We start from the raw sequence: 17,015 nt of genomic DNA, 5'->3' as shown, positions 1-17,015 counted from the left end.
GTCGGCTCTGCAGGGCTCTCAGGTTTGGGATTCAAGAAACGGGTGGCGCTTGGTGACTTCATCGATGGCCATCAGCGTCTCCAGCAGCGCGCGCATCCGGTCCAGCGGCCAGGCGTTGGGGCCGTCGGACAGCGCTTCGTCCGGGTTGGGATGGGTTTCCATGAAGATGCCGGAAATGCCCACCGCCATCGCGGCGCGCGACAGCACCGGCACGAATTCGCGCTGGCCGCCGCTCTTGCCGCCCGCGCCGCCGGGCAACTGCACCGAATGGGTCGCATCAAACACCACCGGGCAACCGGTGTCACGCATCACGGCCAGGCTGCGCATGTCGCTGACCAGGTTGTTGTAACCAAAGCTGGCGCCGCGCTCGCAGACCATGATGTCGGTGTTGCCGGTGGCCAGCGCCTTGTCGGCCACGTGCTTCATCTCCCACGGCGACAGGAACTGGCCTTTCTTGATGTTGACCGGCTTGCCGGCGCTGGCGACTTTCTGGATGAAGTCGGTCTGCCGGCACAGGAACGCCGGGGTCTGCAGTACGTCGACCACCGAGGCGACCTCGTCCATCGGCGTGTACTCGTGGACGTCGGTCAGCACCGGCACGCCGATCTGCTTCTTGACCTCGGCCAGCACCTTCAGGCCCTCCTCGATGCCCGGGCCACGGAAGCCGGAGATCGAGGTGCGGTTGGCCTTGTCGAAGCTGGACTTGAAGATGAAGGGAATGCCCAACTCGTCGGTGATCTGCTTCAGGGTGCCGGCAGTGTCGAGCTGCAACTGCATCGACTCGATCACGCAGGGCCCGGCGATCAGGAAGAACGGCCGGTCCAGGCCGATGTCGAAACCGCACAACTTCATTGCACTTCTCCATTCATGCAAACGGCGCCGAAGCGCGGGGCGCTCATGCCTCGGCCTCGTCGAGGCGGGCGTTTGCCGTCGTGTGGGCCGCCTTGTAGTCGCGCGCGGCGCGGATGAATCCGACAAACAGCGGATGTCCGTCGCGCGGCGTGGACAGGAATTCGGGGTGGGCCTGGCAGGCCAGGAACCACGGGTGGACGTCGCGCGGCAGCTCGATCATCTCCACCAGCAGGTCGTCGATGGATTTGGCGCTGATGACCAGGCCGGCACCCTCGAGCTGGGTGCGGTAGCGGTTGTTGAACTCGTAGCGGTGGCGATGGCGCTCGCCGACCACGTCCTTGCCGTACAGCTCGTGGGCCAGCGTGCCTGGCTTGAGCCGCTGCTCCTGCAGGCCCAGGCGCATCGTGCCGCCCAGGTCGCTGTCCTCGCTGCGGCGCTCCAGCTCACCGCTGGCCGTGCGCCACTCGGTGATCAGGCCGACCACCGGATGCGGGGTGGCCTTATCGTTCTCGGTGCTGTTGGCGTTTTCCAGCCCAGCCACGTTGCGGGCGAACTCGATCACCGCCGCCTGCATGCCGTAGCAGATGCCGAAGTACGGCACGCCGTTTTCGCGGGCGTAGCGGGCGCCGGCGATCTTGCCTTCAAAACCGCGGTCGCCGAATCCGCCGGGCACCAGGACACCGTCGACGCCCTCCAGCGCACTGGGGCCGCGCTTCTCGACGTCGCTGGACTCCAGCCATTGCAGATGGACCTTGGTGCGCTGGCGCAGGCCGCCGTGCTTGAGCGCCTCGGCAACCGACTTGTACGCGTCCTGATGGTCCACGTACTTGCCGATGATCGCGATGGTGACCTCGTCCTCGGGATTCTCGGCCGCGTCGACCACCGCGTCCCACTCGTGCATGTCGGCGGGCCTGGCGTCCAGCCGCAGGCGCTCGACGATCAGCTCGTCCAGACCCTGCTCCTGGAAACGCGCGGGCATGTCGTAGATGTTGTGCAGGTCCACCGCCGAGATGACCGCGCGCTCCGACACGCTGGTGAACAGCGCGATCTTGCGCCGTTCCGAATCCGGCAGCGGCTGCTCGGAGCGGCAGATCAGGATGTCTGGCTGGATGCCGATGGAGCGCAGTTCCTTCACCGAGTGCTGGGTCGGCTTGGTCTTCAGCTCGCCGGCGGCGGCAATGAACGGCACCAGGGTGAGGTGCATGAACAGCGCCTTGTCCGGCCCGCGTTCGGCGCGGATCTGGCGGATCGCCTCCAGGAAGGGAAGCGACTCGATGTCGCCCACGGTGCCGCCGATCTCCACCAGGCCCACATCGAAGCCGTCGGTGGCGGCAAAAATGCCGCGCTTGATCTCGTCGGTGATATGCGGGATGACCTGCACCGTGCCGCCCAGGTAGTCGCCGCGGCGCTCCTTGCGGATGACGTTCTCGTAGATGCGACCGGTGGTGATGGAATTCTTGCGCCCCAGCCGGGTGCGCACGTAACGCTCGTAATGGCCCAGGTCCAGGTCGGTCTCGGCGCCGTCGTCGGTGACGTACACCTCGCCGTGCTGGAACGGGCTCATCGTGCCGGGGTCGACGTTGATGTAGGGGTCGAGCTTCATCATCGTCACGCGCAGGCCGCGCGCTTCGAGGATGGCCGCCAACGAGGCGGCGGCAATGCCCTTGCCAAGCGAGGACACCACGCCACCAGTGACGAAGATCAGGGGAGTCATTGTTTTGCTGCCGCTGGAAAGCGCCAGTTTACCGGCTGCATGCAATTGCTGCGACCTTTGCTGCCGCGTCGAGCACTCGCCGGCCTCGCTGGACGTGGCGGAAGGCCAACGAAAGACGCCCCGGCAAGCCGGGGCGTCGGTGACCTCATCGCATGGCGCGATCAGTTGCGCTCGTCTTCCTCTTCAGGCTCGACGGCCTGCTCCTGGGCGGCGGCTTCGGCACTGAAGTCCGCACGGTCCTGCGCGACGTCGGCGCTCTGCTCAGCAGCATTGGCCTGCTCGGCGGCAGCGGCGGCCTGCGCCTCGGCCTGCACGGCCTGGGCTTCTGCCTGGGCGGCAGCGGCCTGCGCCTGCTGGGCCTGGGCCTGGGCGTCGAGATCGGCGGACTGGGCGAACGCGGCCGGAGCGGCCATCAGGGCGGCGATCATGGTCGGCAACACAAGCTTGCGGATATTCATCTGGGTACATCTCCTTGGTGGGGTGTGCGGATGGCGACTGCCGTCCTGGATCACTGCCGCTCCCCTCAGCGACGCCCACGAACCTACCGACGCCGACCCTGCCAAATACTGAATAACGGGACCTTTACGCGGCCCGATTTCACGCCCCGTTATGGAAGCCGCCAAGTCCGGGACCGCTTTCACCACCGCCTCGTGACGCCCGTCCAATCGGCTTCCGACCTTTGCTTCCTTGACCATCCACGGTGCCGCCCGCCATTCTGGCGAGCTGACTTCCCCGACCCAACGCGAACCGCTGCCTGATGAACAACCGCTACGACGCCGCCGACATCGAAGTCCTCTCCGGGCTGGACCCGGTCAAGCGTCGCCCCGGCATGTACACCGACACCACCCGGCCCAACCACCTGGCCCAGGAGGTCATCGACAACGCCGTGGACGAGGCGCTGGCCGGGCATGCCAGGACCATCGAGGTGGTGATGCACGCCGACGGCAGCTGCGAGGTCAGCGACGACGGACGCGGCATGCCGGTGGACATCCACCCGGATGAAGGCGTGCCCGGGGTGGAATTGATCCTGACCCGCCTGCACGCCGGCGGGAAGTTCAGCAACAAGAACTACACCTTCTCCGGCGGCCTGCACGGCGTGGGCGTCAGCGTGGTCAATGCCCTGTCGACGCGGCTGGACGTCACCATCAAGCGCGACGGCGTCGAGCAGCGGATGGGGTTCGCCGACGGCGAGCGGGTCACCGAGCTTGAAACCCTCGGCAGCGTGGGTCGCCGAAACACGGGCACGCGCCTGCACTTCTGGCCCGATCCCAAATACTTCGACACCCCGAAGTTCAACCTGCGGGCCCTCAAGCACCTGCTGCGCGCCAAGGCGGTGCTCTGCCCCGGCCTGACCGTGAAGCTGCTGGACGTGGCCACCAACGAGCGCCTGGAATGGCACTACGCTGACGGCCTGAGCGATTACCTGCTCGACGAACTGCGCGCCGATCACCCCGCGCGCGAGCTGCTTCCGCCCGAGCTGTTTGTCGGCAAGCTGGAGAAGGATTCGGAGACGGTCGACTGGGCGGTGGCCTGGGCGCCTGACGGCGAGCTGGTCCAGGAGAGCTACGTCAACCTGATCCCGACCGCGCAGCACGGTACCCACGTCAATGGCCTGCGCAGCGGTTTCACCGATGCCCTGCGCGCATTCTGTGATTTCCGCAGCCTGCTCCCGCGCGGGGTCAAGCTGGCCCCGGAGGATGTCTGGGACCGGGTCGCCTTCGTGCTCAGCGTGAAGTTGCTGGACCCGCAGTTCAGCGGCCAGACCAAGGAGCGCCTGAGCTCGCGCCAGACCGCCGGCTTCGTGGAGGCCGCCGCGCAGGATGCCTTCACCCTGTGGCTCAACCAGAACGTCGAACTGGGCGAGCGGATCGCGCAGCTGGCGATCGAACGCGCCAGTGCGCGGCTCAAGACCGAGAAACAGATCACCCGCAAGAAGGTCACCCAGGGACCCGCCCTGCCCGGCAAGCTGGCCGACTGCATCAGCCAGGACCTCTCACGCACCGAATTGTTCCTGGTGGAGGGCGACTCGGCCGGTGGCAGTGCGCGGCAGGCGCGCGACAAGGACTTCCAGGCGATCCTGCCCCTGCGCGGCAAGATCCTGAACACCTGGGAGGTCGCGTCGGGCAGCGTGCTGGCCTCGCAGGAAGTGCACGACATCGCCGTGGCGATCGGCTGCGATCCCGGCAAGGACGACCTGAGCGGGCTGCGCTACGGCAAGGTCGTGATCCTGGCCGACGCGGATTCGGACGGCCTGCACATCGCCACCTTGCTGTGCGCGTTGTTCCTGCAGCACTTCCCCGCGCTGGTGGCCGCCGGCCACGTATTCGTGGCGATGCCGCCGCTGTTCCGGGTCGACCTGGGCAAGCAGGTGTTCTACGCCCTGGACGAGGAGGAGAAGCGGATCCTGCTGGAGAAGATCGAGCGCGAGAAGGCCGAACGCAAAAAAGGCTCGGCCGGCACGGTCAACGTCACCCGCTTCAAGGGTCTGGGCGAGATGAACCCCTCGCAGCTGCGCGAGTCGACCATCCATCCCGACACGCGGCGGCTGGTCCAGCTGACCGTGGAGGAAGGCACGCAGACCCACGCGCTGATGGACATGCTGCTGGCACGCAAGCGCGCCGGCGACCGCAAGGCCTGGCTGGAAGACAAGGGCGATCTGGCGACGCTGGAGGTCTAGGCAGGCCAGCCAATCAGCGCTGGGCGGTCATTGCCAGCGCATTCACCAACAGGTCCTCGAGCAGGCGCTGCAGGGGCGCGGCGCGCTCGGGCAGGTAGCGTGTGGAGTCCTCGTCCATGTAGCAGCGCTGGCTGATCTCCAGCTGCACCGCGTCCACGCCCTTCTCCGGCGCGCCGTAGTGGCGCGTGATGTAGCCGCCCTTGAAGCGGCCGTTGGCGACCCAGTCGTACTCACGCTGCTCGCCCAGCACCGCCTCCAGGCCGAGTTGGACCTGCGGCGAACAGCTGGCGCCATCGGCGGTGCCCAGGTTGAGGTCGGGCAGCCGGTCGGGAAACAGGTAGGGCAGATTGCTGCCGCGAATCGAGTGGCCTTCCCACAGCAGCGCCCGGCCGTGGGCCGTTACGAGCCGCTCAAGTTCTGCCTGCAGGGCGTCGTGGTAGGGCTTCCAGTAGCGCCGCACGCGCTCGGTGATCTCCGCCCGGGTCGGCGCCTCGCCCTCCGCGTACACGGGCTCGCCGTTGAACCGCACGGTCGGGCAAAGGCCGGTGGTGTTCTGTCCGGGATACAGCGATACGTCATCGGCGGGACGGTTCAGGTCGACCACGTAGCGCGAGTAGCGCGGCACCAGCACCGATGCGCCCAGTTGGCGGGCAAACGCGTACAGGCGGGACACGTGCCAGTCGGTGTCCGGCGCGGTGCGCGCGCCGAGGGTCATGCGTTCGGCCATGGCGTCAGGGATGGCGCTCCCGTCATGCGGCAGGCTGACCAGCAACGCCGTCGTCCCGCGGTGCAGTTCAAAGGTATCCATGACCGCCGCCGTTGTCAGTGCTGGTGGCCGCCGTCGCCGTGGACGTGGCCGTGCTCGATCTCCTCGGCCTGCGCCTCACGCACGTCGATGATCTCGATGTTGAAGCTCAGGTCCTTGCCGGCCATCGGGTGGTTGAGGTCGACGTCGACCACGCTCATGCCGACCTTCTGCACCGTCACCGGACGCGGGCCGAACTTGGTCTGCAGGGTCACCTGCATGCCCGGGGCAAGACGGGTGCCCTTGAAGTACTTCTTCGGCACGCGCTGGATCATGCCTTCCTGTGCTTCGCCGTAGGCATCTGCCGCCGTCACGTCGGCGGTGATCCTGTCGCCGGCCTCGTGGCCTTCCATCGCCTTTTCCAGGCCGGGGATGATGTTGCCGTGGCCCACCAGGATCACCAGCGGCTCGCGGCCTTCGGAGGTTTCGATCACATCGCTGCCCTGCTCGGCGACGGAGTAATGGAAGCTGACGACGCGGTCTTTCTCGATTTTCATGGCGGTACTCGTGGGAAGCAGGACAAAAGGCAGGTTGCCGCCAACGACAGAAGCAGGGAAGCTACATGCCGTGACGAAAGCCGCGCATTATCCCGGCATCCCCGCCCACACGCCAGCAGCGATCCTGCAGGCAACCGGGCGCTGGCTGCTGCTCCTTGCCCTCGCCGCGGTGCTGGCGGGTTGCGGCGGTGGCGGCAAATCGGTTCGATCCAAGGCGGCCACACCGGCACCCAGCCGTGACTGGGGGCGCAATGCGCCGGTCGATCCGGAGGCGTCCAATTCGGTGCTGATGCGGGCGATCAGCCTGGTCGGCACGCCCTACCGCTACGGTGGCAACACGCCACAGTCGGGCTTTGACTGCAGCGGCCTGGTCAACTACGTCTACGACGACATGCTGCGCAAAAAGCTGCCGCGCTCGTCAAGCGCGCTGGCCGCCTACCAGGGGCAGAAGATCCAGCCGCGCCAGCTCACGGCAGGCGACCTGGTGTTTTTCGGCAGCCGCGGCCAGGTCAGCCACGTGGGCATCTATGTGGGCGATGGGCGCTTCGTGCACGCCCCCAGCAGCGGCGGCACCGTCCGCCTGGACCATCTGGATGGTGCGTACTGGCGCGACCACTACACCGGCGCCAAGCGGGTGATTGAGTGAACTGAATGCGCAGTTTTCGCATTGCCTTCACGCTAATTAACGAAAGTTTTACGGAATATGAACGTCATGGCAGCGTTTGGAGTGCATGATCGCCCCGTCCTGTTTCAGTGATGACCGCGTGACGACACTCTTATCAAGCCGCCCAGCGCGCACCACCGCTCCCTCCGCCCGACGTCGGCCGGCAGGATTCTCCCTCTTCCTTGCAGCTCTGCTGGCGCTTCCCGCGCTGCCGGCGCTGGCGACACAGTCCACCGAGGCGCCGATGCCTTCGATGGCCGACATGCCGGTGATGATGCCGGATGCCATGAGCATGCCGGACCGGGCCCTGAGCCTGGCCAGCGACATCAGCGGCATGTTGGCTTCAGGCAAGGCCGCCGCCGTCGCCGAGGACTACACCCCACCCGACCACAGCGCACGCAACATTCTGCAGCGCGCGCTGACCCTGCTGGGCACCCCGTACCGCTGGGGTGGCAACACGCCCGACAAGGGCTTTGATTGCAGCGGCCTGGTCAGCTACGTGTTCCGCAATGCGATGGGCATCGACCTGCCGCGGGTGTCGCGCGAGCAGGCCAACTCCGGCGAACTGGTTGCCAGCAAGAAGGAGCTCGCCGAGGGCGACCTGGTGTTCTTCGGCCGCAAGGGCCGGATCGACCACGTCGGCATCTACGTCGGCGAAGGCCGCTTCGTGCATGCACCGAGCACCGGCAAGGACGTCATGGTCTCCAGCCTGGAAAAGGGTTACTGGAGCGGCAAGTACATGCAGGCGCGGCGACTGGCCGGCAGCTGATTCGCCGGGCAATACGCCGGGCAATACGCCGAACCGACCCGCATTTGCAGAATCAGCCGCCTCCGGGCGGCTGATTCGTTTCCGGGATCGGGGTTTGTGAACCGGCGCGCGTGACGGTACTCAGGCGTCGGCGTCGTGGGCGTCGTGCGCCTGCCGATAGCGCTCCACGGTCTGCTCGATTCCCTTGCTCAGCGCCATGACCTGCTGCGCGTACTCGGCCAGCTCGCGATCGTCCTCGCTCACCGGCTCCCAGGCAGGCACCGCGGTCGGCTTTCCCTCCACGCCATCCAGGGCGACGAACACGATCACGCAGTGAGTGCACAGGCGCGGTTCGCCGCCCATCGGGTCGCGGGCGGCGACCTCCACCGAGAAATGCATGCTGCTGGTGCCGGTGTGGACCAGCTTGGTGCGCACCGTTACCAGGTCACTGATCCGGATCGGCGCCATGAAGCGGATGCCGCCCACGGCGACGGTCACGCTGTAGGTGCCACTCCAGCCGACCGCGGCGGCGTATCCGGCCTGGTCGATCCACTTCATCACCACGCCGCCGTGCACCTTGCCGCCGTAGTTCACATCAGCCGGTTCGGCGAGGAAACGCAGGGTCAGCTCGCGCTGGCTGCCGATCACGCCGCGGCCCCGAGGATAGCCACCGCTGCCGGTCGGCGCCGGGCTGGGGTCAGGCAAAATGAAACGTGCGCGTTTGCGGGCATGGGGTACTCCTCAATCGGATCGATCGGCAATTATGCGCAGCTTGGCATTGCTTGCGTTCCGGGGGTTGGCGCGGTCTTGCGGCAGTCGTGCAGTGGTGCAATCGCCGGCAGGCCGCCCCGGCATGGACTTGCGCGGTTCAGTCATCGACACTGCCCCACTCCTGCCGCCAACAGATTTCACCATGCACCTGCTCCGCCCGCTTGTGCTCGCCTGCGCCGCGCTGACCTTCGGCTCTGCATTTGCCGCCGCGCCGGTCCTGCCCCAGGCGACCGGCTACCAGACCCGCGAAGCATGGCGGCAGCCGGTCACCCCGTTTCGTGTCGCCGACCACACCTGGTACATCGGCACCGAGGGTCTGAGCGCGCTGCTGGCCGTGACGCCCGAGGGTGCGGTGGTGATCGATGGCGGCGTCTCACAGGCGGCGGACATGCTGCTGGAAAACATCGCGGCCACCGGCACCCCGATCGAGTCGGTCAAACTGATCCTGCACAGCCACGCCCACGCCGACCACGCCGGCCCACTGGCGGCGCTCAAGCGTGCCACCGGCGCGACGCTGGTCAGCAATGCGGAGTCCGCGGTGCTGCTGGCGCGCGGCGGCAGCGACGACATCCACTACGGCGACAGGATCCTTTTCCCGCCAGTGCAGGCCGACCGGCTGCTGCAGGACCGCGCAAGCGTCGAACTGGGCGGCACCTCGTTCACCGTCCACTTCACGCCCGCGCATACCCCCGGCTCGATGAGCTGGACCTGGACCGACACGCGCGACTCCAAACCGCTGCAGATCGCCTACGCCGACAGCCTCAGCGCACCGGGCTACCAGTTGCTCGACAACCCGCGTTTCCCGCGCATCGTGGAGGCGTACCGGCAGGGCTTCGCCACCGTGGCCGCTCTCCCGTGCGACCTGCTGATCGCGCCACATCCGGAAGGCGTGGGCTGGGCACCCGCCGACGCGGACAATCCGCATCCGCGACCGACGAGCTGCCGCGAGTACGCCGTCCAGGCGGAGCAGGCGTTCGAGCAGGAACTGGCGAAGCAACAGGCCGCGCGCTGATGCCGTACACCCCGATTGCCGCCACCCTGGGCTACGTCCTCTCCCACGACGGGCGCGAGGTGCTGCTCATCCACCGCAACGCGCGCCCGGATGACCAGCACCTGGGCAAGTACAACGGCCTGGGCGGCAAGCTGGAAAGCGGCGAGGACATCGCCGCCGGGATGCGTCGGGAGATATTCGAGGAAGCCGGCATCGAGTGTGAGGAGATGCAGCTGCGCGGAACGATCAACTGGCCGGGGTTCGGCAAGCAGGGCGAGGACTGGCTCGGCTTCGTGTTCCTGATCCCCCGCTACAGCGGCACCGCGTTCACCGAAAACCACGAAGGCAGCCTGGAGTGGGTGCCGCTGGACCGCCTGCATGAGGTGCCGATGTGGGAGGGCGACCGCGAGTTCCTGCCGATGGTGTTCGACGACAACCCGCAGCCCTTCCACGGCGTGATGCCCTACCAGGGCGGCCGGCTGGTGTCGTGGAGCTACTCGCGGGGCTGATCGCCCTCCAGCATGCCGATATTGGTCGAGGCGCGGTTGTAGATCTCCATGTCGAGCATGCCGGTCTCACGCGCCACCAACACGGGCACCAGCATCTGCCCGGTGACGTTGGTTGTCGTGCGCGCCATGTCCAGCACGCGGTCGATCGCCACCAGGTAGCCGATGCCTTCCAGCGGCAGGCCCGCGGCCGACAGCACCAGGGTGACCATCACGATCGCGGTGCCCGGCACGCCCGCGGTGCCGAAGCTGCCCAGCACCGAGGCCAGCATGATCACCAGGTACTGCGTCGGCTCCAGCTGCAGATCGAAGTACTGGGCCACGAACAGGCTGGTCAGGGCCGGGTAGATCGCCCCGCAGCCGTCCATCTTGATGCTGGCACCCAGCGGCACCGCGAACGCGGTGTAATCCTTGTCCACGCCCAGGTTGTGGGTCACCGCGCGCATCGCCGCGGGCATCGAGGCGAAACTCGATGAACTCGCGAACGCCACCTGCATCGCCGGCGCGGCGCCGCGGAAAAAGCGCAGCGGATTGAGCCCGTGACTGAGCAGCAGGCTGCCGTAGACGACCACGATATGCAGCGCGCAGGCCAGATACAGCGCGAACACGAACATGCCCAGCGGCAGCAACTTCTCGAAGCCGTAGGCGCCCACCAGCGCCGCGATCAGGCCGAAGGTCCCCAGCGGCGTTATTTCCAGCACGAAGCGGGTTACCTGGATCATCGTCTCGCTGGCCTCGCCGGCCAGTTTGCGCAGACCGGTGGTGCGCTCGCCCAGTTTCACCAGCGCGAACCCCACCAAGCCGGCAAACACGATCACCTGGAGGATCTTGCCCTCCGCCAGCGCGGCAAACGGGTTGCCCGGGACCACGTCCAGCAGCACTTCGACCACCGACGGCACGACCCGCACCTCGTAATCGGCGGCGACGGTCAGCCCGGTCACGCCCGCGCCCGGCTGCAGCACCCACCCGACGCCCAGCCCCACGCAGACAGCCAGCGCCGCGGTCGCGGCAAACCAGGCGAACGTGCGCCCGCCCAGCGCGGCAACGGATTTCTGCCCGTGCAGGGACGCCACCGCGTTGATCACCGCGAACAGCACCAGCGGCACCGCGATCATCCGGATCAGGGTCACATACACCGTGCCCAGCGGGCCGAACCAGGGTTCTGCGGCCGGTCCGAACAGCCAGCCGGCCAGTGCGCCAAACACAAAGCCCGCGAGCACGCGCTTCCAGAAGGGAATCGACAGCCACCAGGAAACCATCGTCATCGCATTGCCAATCAAGGGTCGAATCGCACGATAGCGGAGCGGGCGCGTGCCTGCGAACCCACCAGCAAAACGAACCGGCACAGCTGGCGCAACAGTTGCGCCATAATGGAGCGTTCCGCAACTCCCGGTCACGACTCCATGCACCACAACGCCCCGCTGCGAACCGTTTGCCTGCTCATCGCCCCCGCCCTGCTGGTCGCCGCGTGCGCGACGACGGCGCCGTCGGCCGTACCCGGATCGGCGCCCGCCGCAAACCACGCAGTAAAAGTGGCGGTGCCGACGATCCAGCGGCCGCAGGAAGAGAGCGCACAGTGGTGGTTCCGCGACGGTGCGGCGCAGGCTGCCGAGCGCGGCGCGATGGGCGGACAGGCGAAGAACGTGATCCTCTTCGTCGGCGACGGCATGAGCCTGCCCACCGTTGCGGCGGCCCGCATCCTGGACGGCCAGCGCAAGGGCGGCGCCGGCGAGGACAACCGCCTGAGCTGGGAACGCTTTCCGGCGACCGCCTTGAGCCGGACCTACAACACCGACATGCAGACCCCCGATTCCGCGGGCACGATGAGTGCGATGGCGACCGGCGTGAAGACCCGTGCGGGAGTGATCAGCATCGGCCAGTCTGCGGACTTCGGCGACTGCAAGGGCGCCTTGGACGCGCCGATGATCACGCTGTGGCAGCTCGCCGCGGGCAGCGGGATGGCAACCGGCGTGGTCACCACCACGCGCGTCACCCACGCCACGCCGGCCGCCACCTTCAGCCACTCTGCCGACCGCGGTTGGGAATCGGATTCGGCGATGCCTGCCGAGGCGCTCGCCGCGGGCTGCGTCGACATTGCGCGCCAGCTGATCGAGTCTCCCTACGGCAACGGCCCGGACGTGCTGATGGGCGGTGGCCGGACCAACTTCATGCCCTCCACGCAGAGCGATCCCGAATATCCGCAGGAATCAGGACGTCGCGATGATGGACGCGACCTGATCGCGAGCTGGAAGCAGCGCCGCCCGGACGGCAGCTATGTCTGGAACGCCGAGCAGTTTGCCGCCGCGCCGACCGACAAGCCGCTGCTGGGCCTGTTCGAGCCCAGCCACATGCAATACGAGCACGACCGCCCCGGCGACGCGGCGGGGGAGCCCAGCCTGTCGGAGATGACAGCGGCGGCGATCACCCGCCTGTCGCGCAATCCGAACGGCTTCGTGTTGCTGGTGGAAGGGGGGCGCATCGACCACGCCCATCACGACGGCAACGCCTACCGCGCGCTGACCGACACCATTGCGATGGCCGAGGCCGTTGAGGTCGCCAACCGGCTCACCTCCGCCGACGATACCCTGATCCTGGTCACCGCCGACCACGCCCACACGCTGAGCTTCGTCGGCTACCCGGCCCGCGGCAACCCGATCCTGGACAAGGTCCGCGAGGACAAGGATGGTGAGCGCGTTCTGGCGCGCGACGCGCGCAACATGCCCTACACCACCCTGAGCTACTCCAATGGCCCGGGCTACACGGGTGCCAGCGACACGCAACCCGCCGGGCCCAAGCGATTTCCGCACAAGACCAGGGGCTACCAGCCGGCCGCCGGACGTCCCGACCTGAGCTCGGTGGACACGACGGCGCCGGACTACATGCAGGAGGCGCTCGTCCCGACGACCTCGGAGTCGCACGGTGGCGACGACGTCGGCATCTGGGCCCGCGGACCGGGCAGCGCCGCGGTGCGTGGCAGCGTCGAGCAGAACGCGATCTTCCACTTCATGCTGCAGTCCACGCCCTACCTGCGTGCAGCGGTGTGCGCGGCCGGTAGCTGCAATGCGGACGGCGTGCCGGTGGAACTGCCGGCACAGAAACGGCTCAAGCCCGGCACCGGTGGCTGAGCGTTGCCTAAAACGGTTTTGCCAGCACCAGCCAGACGATCACGATCAGGCCGAAAACAGGTATCTCGTTGAACCAGCGCAGCGCCTTGGACGAGGGCAGCGGACGGCCGGCCAGCACGCCTTTCAGCCAGCGCCCGCTGAAGATGTAATAGGCAAACAATGCGGCCACCAGCAGCAGCTTGGCATGCAGCCAGCCGGTGCCCGACGCCACCATGGTCGGGAAGTCCGGCAGGAAGCGATAACCCAGCCACAGCACGATGCCAAGGACCAGTGACAGGCCGAACATGACGTGACCGAACCGGTACAGGCGTTGGCCCATCAGCCCCAGCCGCGCGCGCACTGCCGGCTCGTCCCCGGCCTCGGCCAGGTTGACCAGGATCCGCGGCAGATAGAACACCGCCGCCATCCAGGCAATCACGAAAACGAGATGGAAGGTCTTGGTCCAGAGATAGGCGTTCATGTGGCGGGCGGATCCTTGGCTGAGTGGTTCGCGCGCTAGGATGGCACGCCGCGCAGCGCCATGCGCTCCGACCCCGATGCAATAATCCCGATGAACAAGCAATACGACCAGGCCTATTTCGACCAGTGGTACCGCGATCCGGCGACGCGTGGCGCTGCGATCGGCGGCCCGGCGAGACTCGCGCGCAAGGTCGCCCTGGCGGTGGCTACGGCGGAATACCACCTTGAGCGGCCAATCCGCAGCGTGCTGGACATCGGTTGCGGCGAGGGAGCGTGGCGCGCCCCGTTGTTGAAGCTGCGGCCGAAGCTCGACTACCTGGGGTTTGACAGCAGCGAGTATGCGGTCACCCGCTTCGGCGCCCGCCGCAATCTGCACCTGGCCCGCTTCGGCGATTTCGAGTACCTGCGACCGTGTGGCCCGGTGGACCTGCTGGTCTGCAGTGACGTGCTGCACTACCTGCCCACGCGCGAGCTGGATCGTGGGCTTCCGGCGCTGGCCGACCTCTGCGGAGGGGTCGCGTTCCTGGAGACCTTCACCCGCAGCGACGGCATCGATGGCGACACGGTGGGGTTCCAGGCCCGACCGGAGAAGTTCTATCGCGAGCGCTTCGCCCGCATCGGCCTGCATCCGCTGGGTTCACACCTGTGGCTGGGGCCCGCGATGAGGGCCGGCCTGGCGGCGCTGGAGGCGGTCGACTGAGCACAACCGCGACGTTGATTCACGTACCGCCGCGGTGTTTCCGTTACGCTGCAACGCACCAATTTTCTGCCAAGGCTTCACATGCTGCTTTACCAGATGCACGAGTTCAACCGCGCGTGGATGGCACCGATGACCTATTGGGCCGATGCGTGCGCGAAGATTTTCGGCGGCTCCAACACCTGGCTGGGCAAGCTTCCCGGCGCCGACCAGTTCGCAGCCGCCTGCGAGCTGATGTACCGCATCGGCAAGGACTACGAGAAACCCGAGTTCGGCATCCATTCCGTCGAGTTCGACGGTGTCGAGCATCCGGTGATCGAGCGCGAGATGGTGCACAAGCCGTTCTGCCGGCTGCTGCGCTTCAAGCGCTACACCGACGATGCCGGCAACCTCACCGAGATGCGCGGCCAGCCGCCGGTCCTCGTCGTCGCCCCACTGTCGGGTCACCACAGCACGCTGCTGCGCGACACCGTGCGCACGATGCTGCGCGACCACAAGGTCTACATCACCGACTGGACCGACGCCCGCATGATCCCGGTCAGCGAGGGTGAGTTCACCCTGGACGACTACATCGCCTACATCCAGGAATTCATCCGCTTCATCGGCGCCGACAACCTGCACGTGGTGAGCGTGTGCCAGCCCACGGTGCCGGTACTTGCGGCGGTTTCGCTGATGGCCTCGCGCGGCGAGCAGACGCCGCGCTCGATGGTGATGATGGGCGGGCCGATCGACCCCCGCGAGAGTCCCACTCAGGTCAACGAGCTGGCCACGCACAAGCCGCTGTCATGGTTCAGCGAGAACCTGATCCATGAAGTACCGCAGAACTACCCGGGCCGCGGCCGCCGGGTGTATCCTGGCTTCCTCCAGCACACCGGCTTCATGGCGATGAATCCCGAGCGCCACGCGCAGTCGCACATGAAGTTCTACCAGGACGTGCTCAACGGCGACCTGGACGATGCCCAGTCGCACCGCAAGTTCTACGACGATTACAACGCGGTGCTCGATATGCCGGCGGCTTACTATCTGGACACCATCCAGACCGTGTTCCAGGACCATCTGTTGCCACGTGGCCTGTGGGACGTAGCAGGTGAGCGCGTCGATCCGGCGGCCATCACCGGCACGGCGCTGATGACGATCGAAGGCGAACTGGACGATATTTCCGGTCAGGGCCAGACCCGCGCGGCGCACGAACTGTGCACCGGCATCGCCGAAGCCGACCACCTGCACACCACCATCGAGGGCGCCGGTCACTACGGCATCTTCAGCGGCCGTCGCTGGCGCGGGCAGGTCTACCCGCAACTGCGCGACTTCATCGCCAAGTACGCCGACTGAGTCCGCGAATCCACCGCCAGGTTGATGGGCGGACGCTGGGCTGGGACGCGGATTGCCCGCGCCGGCGACATTGGCTGGCGCGCGCGGAATCCGCCAGACTCAGGCGAGCGCCGAACGTCTGTCCCACTGGAGCCGCCCTTGCCTACCCCACGCCTGCCCTTGCCCGCTCTGCTCTCGTCCGCCCTGCTCTCGTGCACCTTGTTCTCGTGCACCCTGCTGGGCATCTGCATCACCATGCCAATGGCGCACGCGGCCAACAAGACAACACCAAGCACGTCGGAAGCCCCGCTCAAAGCCCTCTCGGTCAGCGAGATCCTCGCCGCCTCACCGGACGCGGACTGGCGCGCGCCCGATCCAGCCAACACCCTTTACATGGACCTGGCCGGCGGACGCGTGGTGATCGAACTGGCGCCCCGGTTCGCTCCCGAGCACGTCGCCAATATCCGCGCCCTTGCCCGCGGCCACTTCTGGGACGGTCTGAGCATCTACCGTGCGCAGGACAATTTTGTCGTCCAGTTCGGCGATCCCGACGCCGGAGAAGCCGGAGCACGATCACTGGGCGATGCGCGCGCCCGGCTCCCGGCCGAGTTTGAACGCCCCGCCGCAGGCCTGTCTTTCACCGCGATTCCCGACCGCGATGGCTGGGCGCCGCAGGTGGGATTCGTTGACGGCTTCCCTGCCGCGCGGGACCCGGCCAGTGGCCAGGCCTGGATGACCCATTGCTACGGCACGCTCGGTGCCGGGCGCGACATGGCGGCCGATTCCAGCAATGGTGCAGAGCTTTACGTCGTCATCGGCCAGTCGCCGCGACAGCTTGACCGCAACATCACCGTGCTTGGCCGGGTCGTGCGAGGCATGGAGCTGCTTTCGTCGACACAACGTGGTCCCGAGCCGATGGGCGTCTACGAGGATGCCGCGCAACGCACGCCGATCAAGGCGATCCGCCTGGCCTCCGAGGTGCCGACCGGGCAACGCGAGCACCTGCAATTGCTGCGGACCGACAGCGCCACCTTTGCCGCTTTGACCGAGGCGCGCCGCAACCGCCGCGATGACTGGTACAAGGCGAGCGCGGGACATATCGACCTGTGCAATATCCCGCTGCCCGTGCGTGAAGCGCCTTCGCCTCTTCGCTGAGCGGGATCGCCGCGAATGCACGGCTGCGGCAATGGATGAATGC

General features: G+C 67.1%; 17 protein-coding genes. 9 read left to right on the top strand and 8 right to left on the bottom strand.

Features of this window, described 5'->3' with window-relative positions; genetic code table 11:
• Positions 1-18: 18 nt before the first annotated feature.
• The 3 genes from kdsA to INQ42_RS03760 all read right to left on the bottom strand — a co-directional run bounded on the left by kdsA (position 19) and on the right by INQ42_RS03760 (position 3,024).
• Complete coding sequence (gene kdsA / locus INQ42_RS03770) at positions 19-852, bottom strand: 3-deoxy-8-phosphooctulonate synthase (RefSeq protein WP_194035208.1); 834 nt, start codon at positions 850-852, stop codon at positions 19-21.
• A gap of 43 nt (positions 853-895) precedes the next feature.
• On the bottom strand, positions 896-2,566 hold the full coding sequence (locus INQ42_RS03765; RefSeq protein WP_194035207.1) for a CTP synthase: 1,671 nt from the start codon (positions 2,564-2,566) through the stop codon (positions 896-898).
• Positions 2,567-2,727: 161 nt separating this feature from the next.
• Positions 2,728-3,024, bottom strand: a complete 297-nt coding sequence (locus tag INQ42_RS03760; protein ID WP_193986403.1) for a hypothetical protein — start codon at positions 3,022-3,024, stop codon at positions 2,728-2,730.
• Between the two features lie 299 nt (positions 3,025-3,323).
• Between INQ42_RS03760 and parE the strand changes: the two genes are divergently transcribed.
• Positions 3,324-5,243: a DNA topoisomerase IV subunit B gene (parE, locus tag INQ42_RS03755; protein ID WP_194035206.1), complete on the top strand. Its 1,920-nt coding sequence runs from the start codon at positions 3,324-3,326 to the stop codon at positions 5,241-5,243.
• Positions 5,244-5,256: 13 nt separating this feature from the next.
• On the opposite strand, the gene hutG is transcribed toward parE, so the two are convergent.
• Together hutG and INQ42_RS03745 are read right to left on the bottom strand one after the other, a co-directional pair.
• Positions 5,257-6,051: an N-formylglutamate deformylase gene (gene hutG, locus INQ42_RS03750; protein WP_194035205.1), complete on the bottom strand. Its 795-nt coding sequence runs from the start codon at positions 6,049-6,051 to the stop codon at positions 5,257-5,259.
• A gap of 14 nt (positions 6,052-6,065) precedes the next feature.
• Positions 6,066-6,545 (bottom strand): FKBP-type peptidyl-prolyl cis-trans isomerase, encoded by a 480-nt coding sequence (locus INQ42_RS03745; protein ID WP_194035204.1) that lies wholly within the window; start codon positions 6,543-6,545, stop codon positions 6,066-6,068.
• A gap of 70 nt (positions 6,546-6,615) precedes the next feature.
• Here INQ42_RS03745 and INQ42_RS03740 point away from each other — a divergent pair, with 70 nt between their 5' ends.
• Together INQ42_RS03740 and INQ42_RS03735 are read left to right on the top strand one after the other, a co-directional pair.
• Positions 6,616-7,191 carry a C40 family peptidase gene (locus tag INQ42_RS03740; protein ID WP_407070783.1) on the top strand — a complete coding sequence of 192 codons (576 nt, stop codon included), beginning with the start codon at positions 6,616-6,618 and terminating at the stop codon, positions 7,189-7,191.
• 85 nt (positions 7,192-7,276) lie between these two features.
• Positions 7,277-7,978, top strand: coding sequence for a C40 family peptidase (locus tag INQ42_RS03735; RefSeq protein WP_194035202.1), 702 nt, complete (start codon positions 7,277-7,279; stop codon positions 7,976-7,978).
• A 120-nt stretch (positions 7,979-8,098) separates the two neighbouring features.
• Here INQ42_RS03735 and INQ42_RS03730 read toward each other — a convergent pair whose 3' ends face one another.
• A complete protein-coding gene (locus INQ42_RS03730; protein WP_194035734.1) occupies positions 8,099-8,605 on the bottom strand; it encodes an acyl-CoA thioesterase in 507 nt (168 codons plus the stop codon).
• Positions 8,606-8,870: 265 nt separating this feature from the next.
• Between INQ42_RS03730 and bla the strand changes: the two genes are divergently transcribed.
• Together bla and INQ42_RS03720 are read left to right on the top strand one after the other, a co-directional pair.
• Positions 8,871-9,740: a subclass B3 metallo-beta-lactamase gene (gene bla / locus INQ42_RS03725; RefSeq protein WP_194035201.1), complete on the top strand. Its 870-nt coding sequence runs from the start codon at positions 8,871-8,873 to the stop codon at positions 9,738-9,740.
• Positions 9,740-10,228 (top strand): NUDIX hydrolase, encoded by a 489-nt coding sequence (locus INQ42_RS03720; protein ID WP_194035200.1) that lies wholly within the window; start codon positions 9,740-9,742, stop codon positions 10,226-10,228. The genes bla and INQ42_RS03720 overlap by 1 nt, the downstream gene beginning before the upstream one ends.
• Here the strand turns inward: INQ42_RS03720 and INQ42_RS03715 are convergent.
• Complete coding sequence (locus tag INQ42_RS03715; protein ID WP_194035199.1) at positions 10,213-11,490, bottom strand: dicarboxylate/amino acid:cation symporter; 1,278 nt, start codon at positions 11,488-11,490, stop codon at positions 10,213-10,215. The two genes, INQ42_RS03720 and INQ42_RS03715, sit on opposite strands and share 16 nt — an antisense overlap.
• A gap of 138 nt (positions 11,491-11,628) precedes the next feature.
• Here INQ42_RS03715 and INQ42_RS03710 point away from each other — a divergent pair, with 138 nt between their 5' ends.
• A complete protein-coding gene (locus INQ42_RS03710) occupies positions 11,629-13,350 on the top strand; it encodes an alkaline phosphatase (RefSeq protein WP_194035198.1) in 1,722 nt (573 codons plus the stop codon).
• A 7-nt stretch (positions 13,351-13,357) separates the two neighbouring features.
• Here INQ42_RS03710 and INQ42_RS03705 read toward each other — a convergent pair whose 3' ends face one another.
• Positions 13,358-13,810, bottom strand: a complete 453-nt coding sequence (locus INQ42_RS03705; RefSeq protein WP_194035197.1) for a CopD family protein — start codon at positions 13,808-13,810, stop codon at positions 13,358-13,360.
• Positions 13,811-13,900: 90 nt separating this feature from the next.
• On the opposite strand from INQ42_RS03705, the gene INQ42_RS03700 reads away from it, so the two are divergent.
• From INQ42_RS03700 to INQ42_RS03690, 3 genes are all read left to right on the top strand, one after another.
• Positions 13,901-14,509, top strand: a complete 609-nt coding sequence (locus INQ42_RS03700) for a class I SAM-dependent DNA methyltransferase (protein WP_194035196.1) — start codon at positions 13,901-13,903, stop codon at positions 14,507-14,509.
• Between the two features lie 84 nt (positions 14,510-14,593).
• Positions 14,594-15,838 (top strand): polyhydroxyalkanoate depolymerase, encoded by a 1,245-nt coding sequence (locus INQ42_RS03695; RefSeq protein WP_194035733.1) that lies wholly within the window; start codon positions 14,594-14,596, stop codon positions 15,836-15,838.
• 240 nt (positions 15,839-16,078) lie between these two features.
• Positions 16,079-16,972 carry a peptidylprolyl isomerase gene (locus tag INQ42_RS03690; protein ID WP_407070797.1) on the top strand — a complete coding sequence of 298 codons (894 nt, stop codon included), beginning with the start codon at positions 16,079-16,081 and terminating at the stop codon, positions 16,970-16,972.
• Positions 16,973-17,015: the final 43 nt, after the last annotated feature.

Source organism: Lysobacter avium (assembly GCF_015209745.1).
Classification (GTDB): Bacteria; Pseudomonadota; Gammaproteobacteria; order Xanthomonadales; family Xanthomonadaceae; genus Novilysobacter; species Novilysobacter avium.
This window is presented reverse-complemented; position numbering and strand designations above follow the sequence as displayed.

Bases quoted from the DNA above. Each gene is read 5' to 3' on its own strand.
- parE (WP_194035206.1), top strand. From the start codon at position 3,324: ATGAACAACCGCTACGACGCCGCCGACATCGAAGTCCTCTCCGGGCTG.
- INQ42_RS03715 (WP_194035199.1), bottom strand. From the start codon at position 11,490: ATGACGATGGTTTCCTGGTGGCTGTCGATTCCCTTCTGGAAGCGCGTG.
- INQ42_RS03735 (WP_194035202.1), top strand. From the start codon at position 7,277: ATGATCGCCCCGTCCTGTTTCAGTGATGACCGCGTGACGACACTCTTA.
- kdsA (WP_194035208.1), bottom strand. From the start codon at position 852: ATGAAGTTGTGCGGTTTCGACATCGGCCTGGACCGGCCGTTCTTCCTG.
- INQ42_RS03700 (WP_194035196.1), top strand. From the start codon at position 13,901: ATGAACAAGCAATACGACCAGGCCTATTTCGACCAGTGGTACCGCGAT.
- bla (WP_194035201.1), top strand. From the start codon at position 8,871: ATGCACCTGCTCCGCCCGCTTGTGCTCGCCTGCGCCGCGCTGACCTTC.
- INQ42_RS03745 (WP_194035204.1), bottom strand. From the start codon at position 6,545: ATGAAAATCGAGAAAGACCGCGTCGTCAGCTTCCATTACTCCGTCGCC.
- INQ42_RS03720 (WP_194035200.1), top strand. From the start codon at position 9,740: ATGCCGTACACCCCGATTGCCGCCACCCTGGGCTACGTCCTCTCCCAC.
- INQ42_RS03765 (WP_194035207.1), bottom strand. From the start codon at position 2,566: ATGACTCCCCTGATCTTCGTCACTGGTGGCGTGGTGTCCTCGCTTGGC.
- hutG (WP_194035205.1), bottom strand. From the start codon at position 6,051: ATGGATACCTTTGAACTGCACCGCGGGACGACGGCGTTGCTGGTCAGC.
- INQ42_RS03710 (WP_194035198.1), top strand. From the start codon at position 11,629: ATGCACCACAACGCCCCGCTGCGAACCGTTTGCCTGCTCATCGCCCCC.
- INQ42_RS03705 (WP_194035197.1), bottom strand. From the start codon at position 13,810: ATGAACGCCTATCTCTGGACCAAGACCTTCCATCTCGTTTTCGTGATT.
- INQ42_RS03690 (WP_407070797.1), top strand. From the start codon at position 16,079: ATGGCGCACGCGGCCAACAAGACAACACCAAGCACGTCGGAAGCCCCG.
- INQ42_RS03760 (WP_193986403.1), bottom strand. From the start codon at position 3,024: ATGAATATCCGCAAGCTTGTGTTGCCGACCATGATCGCCGCCCTGATG.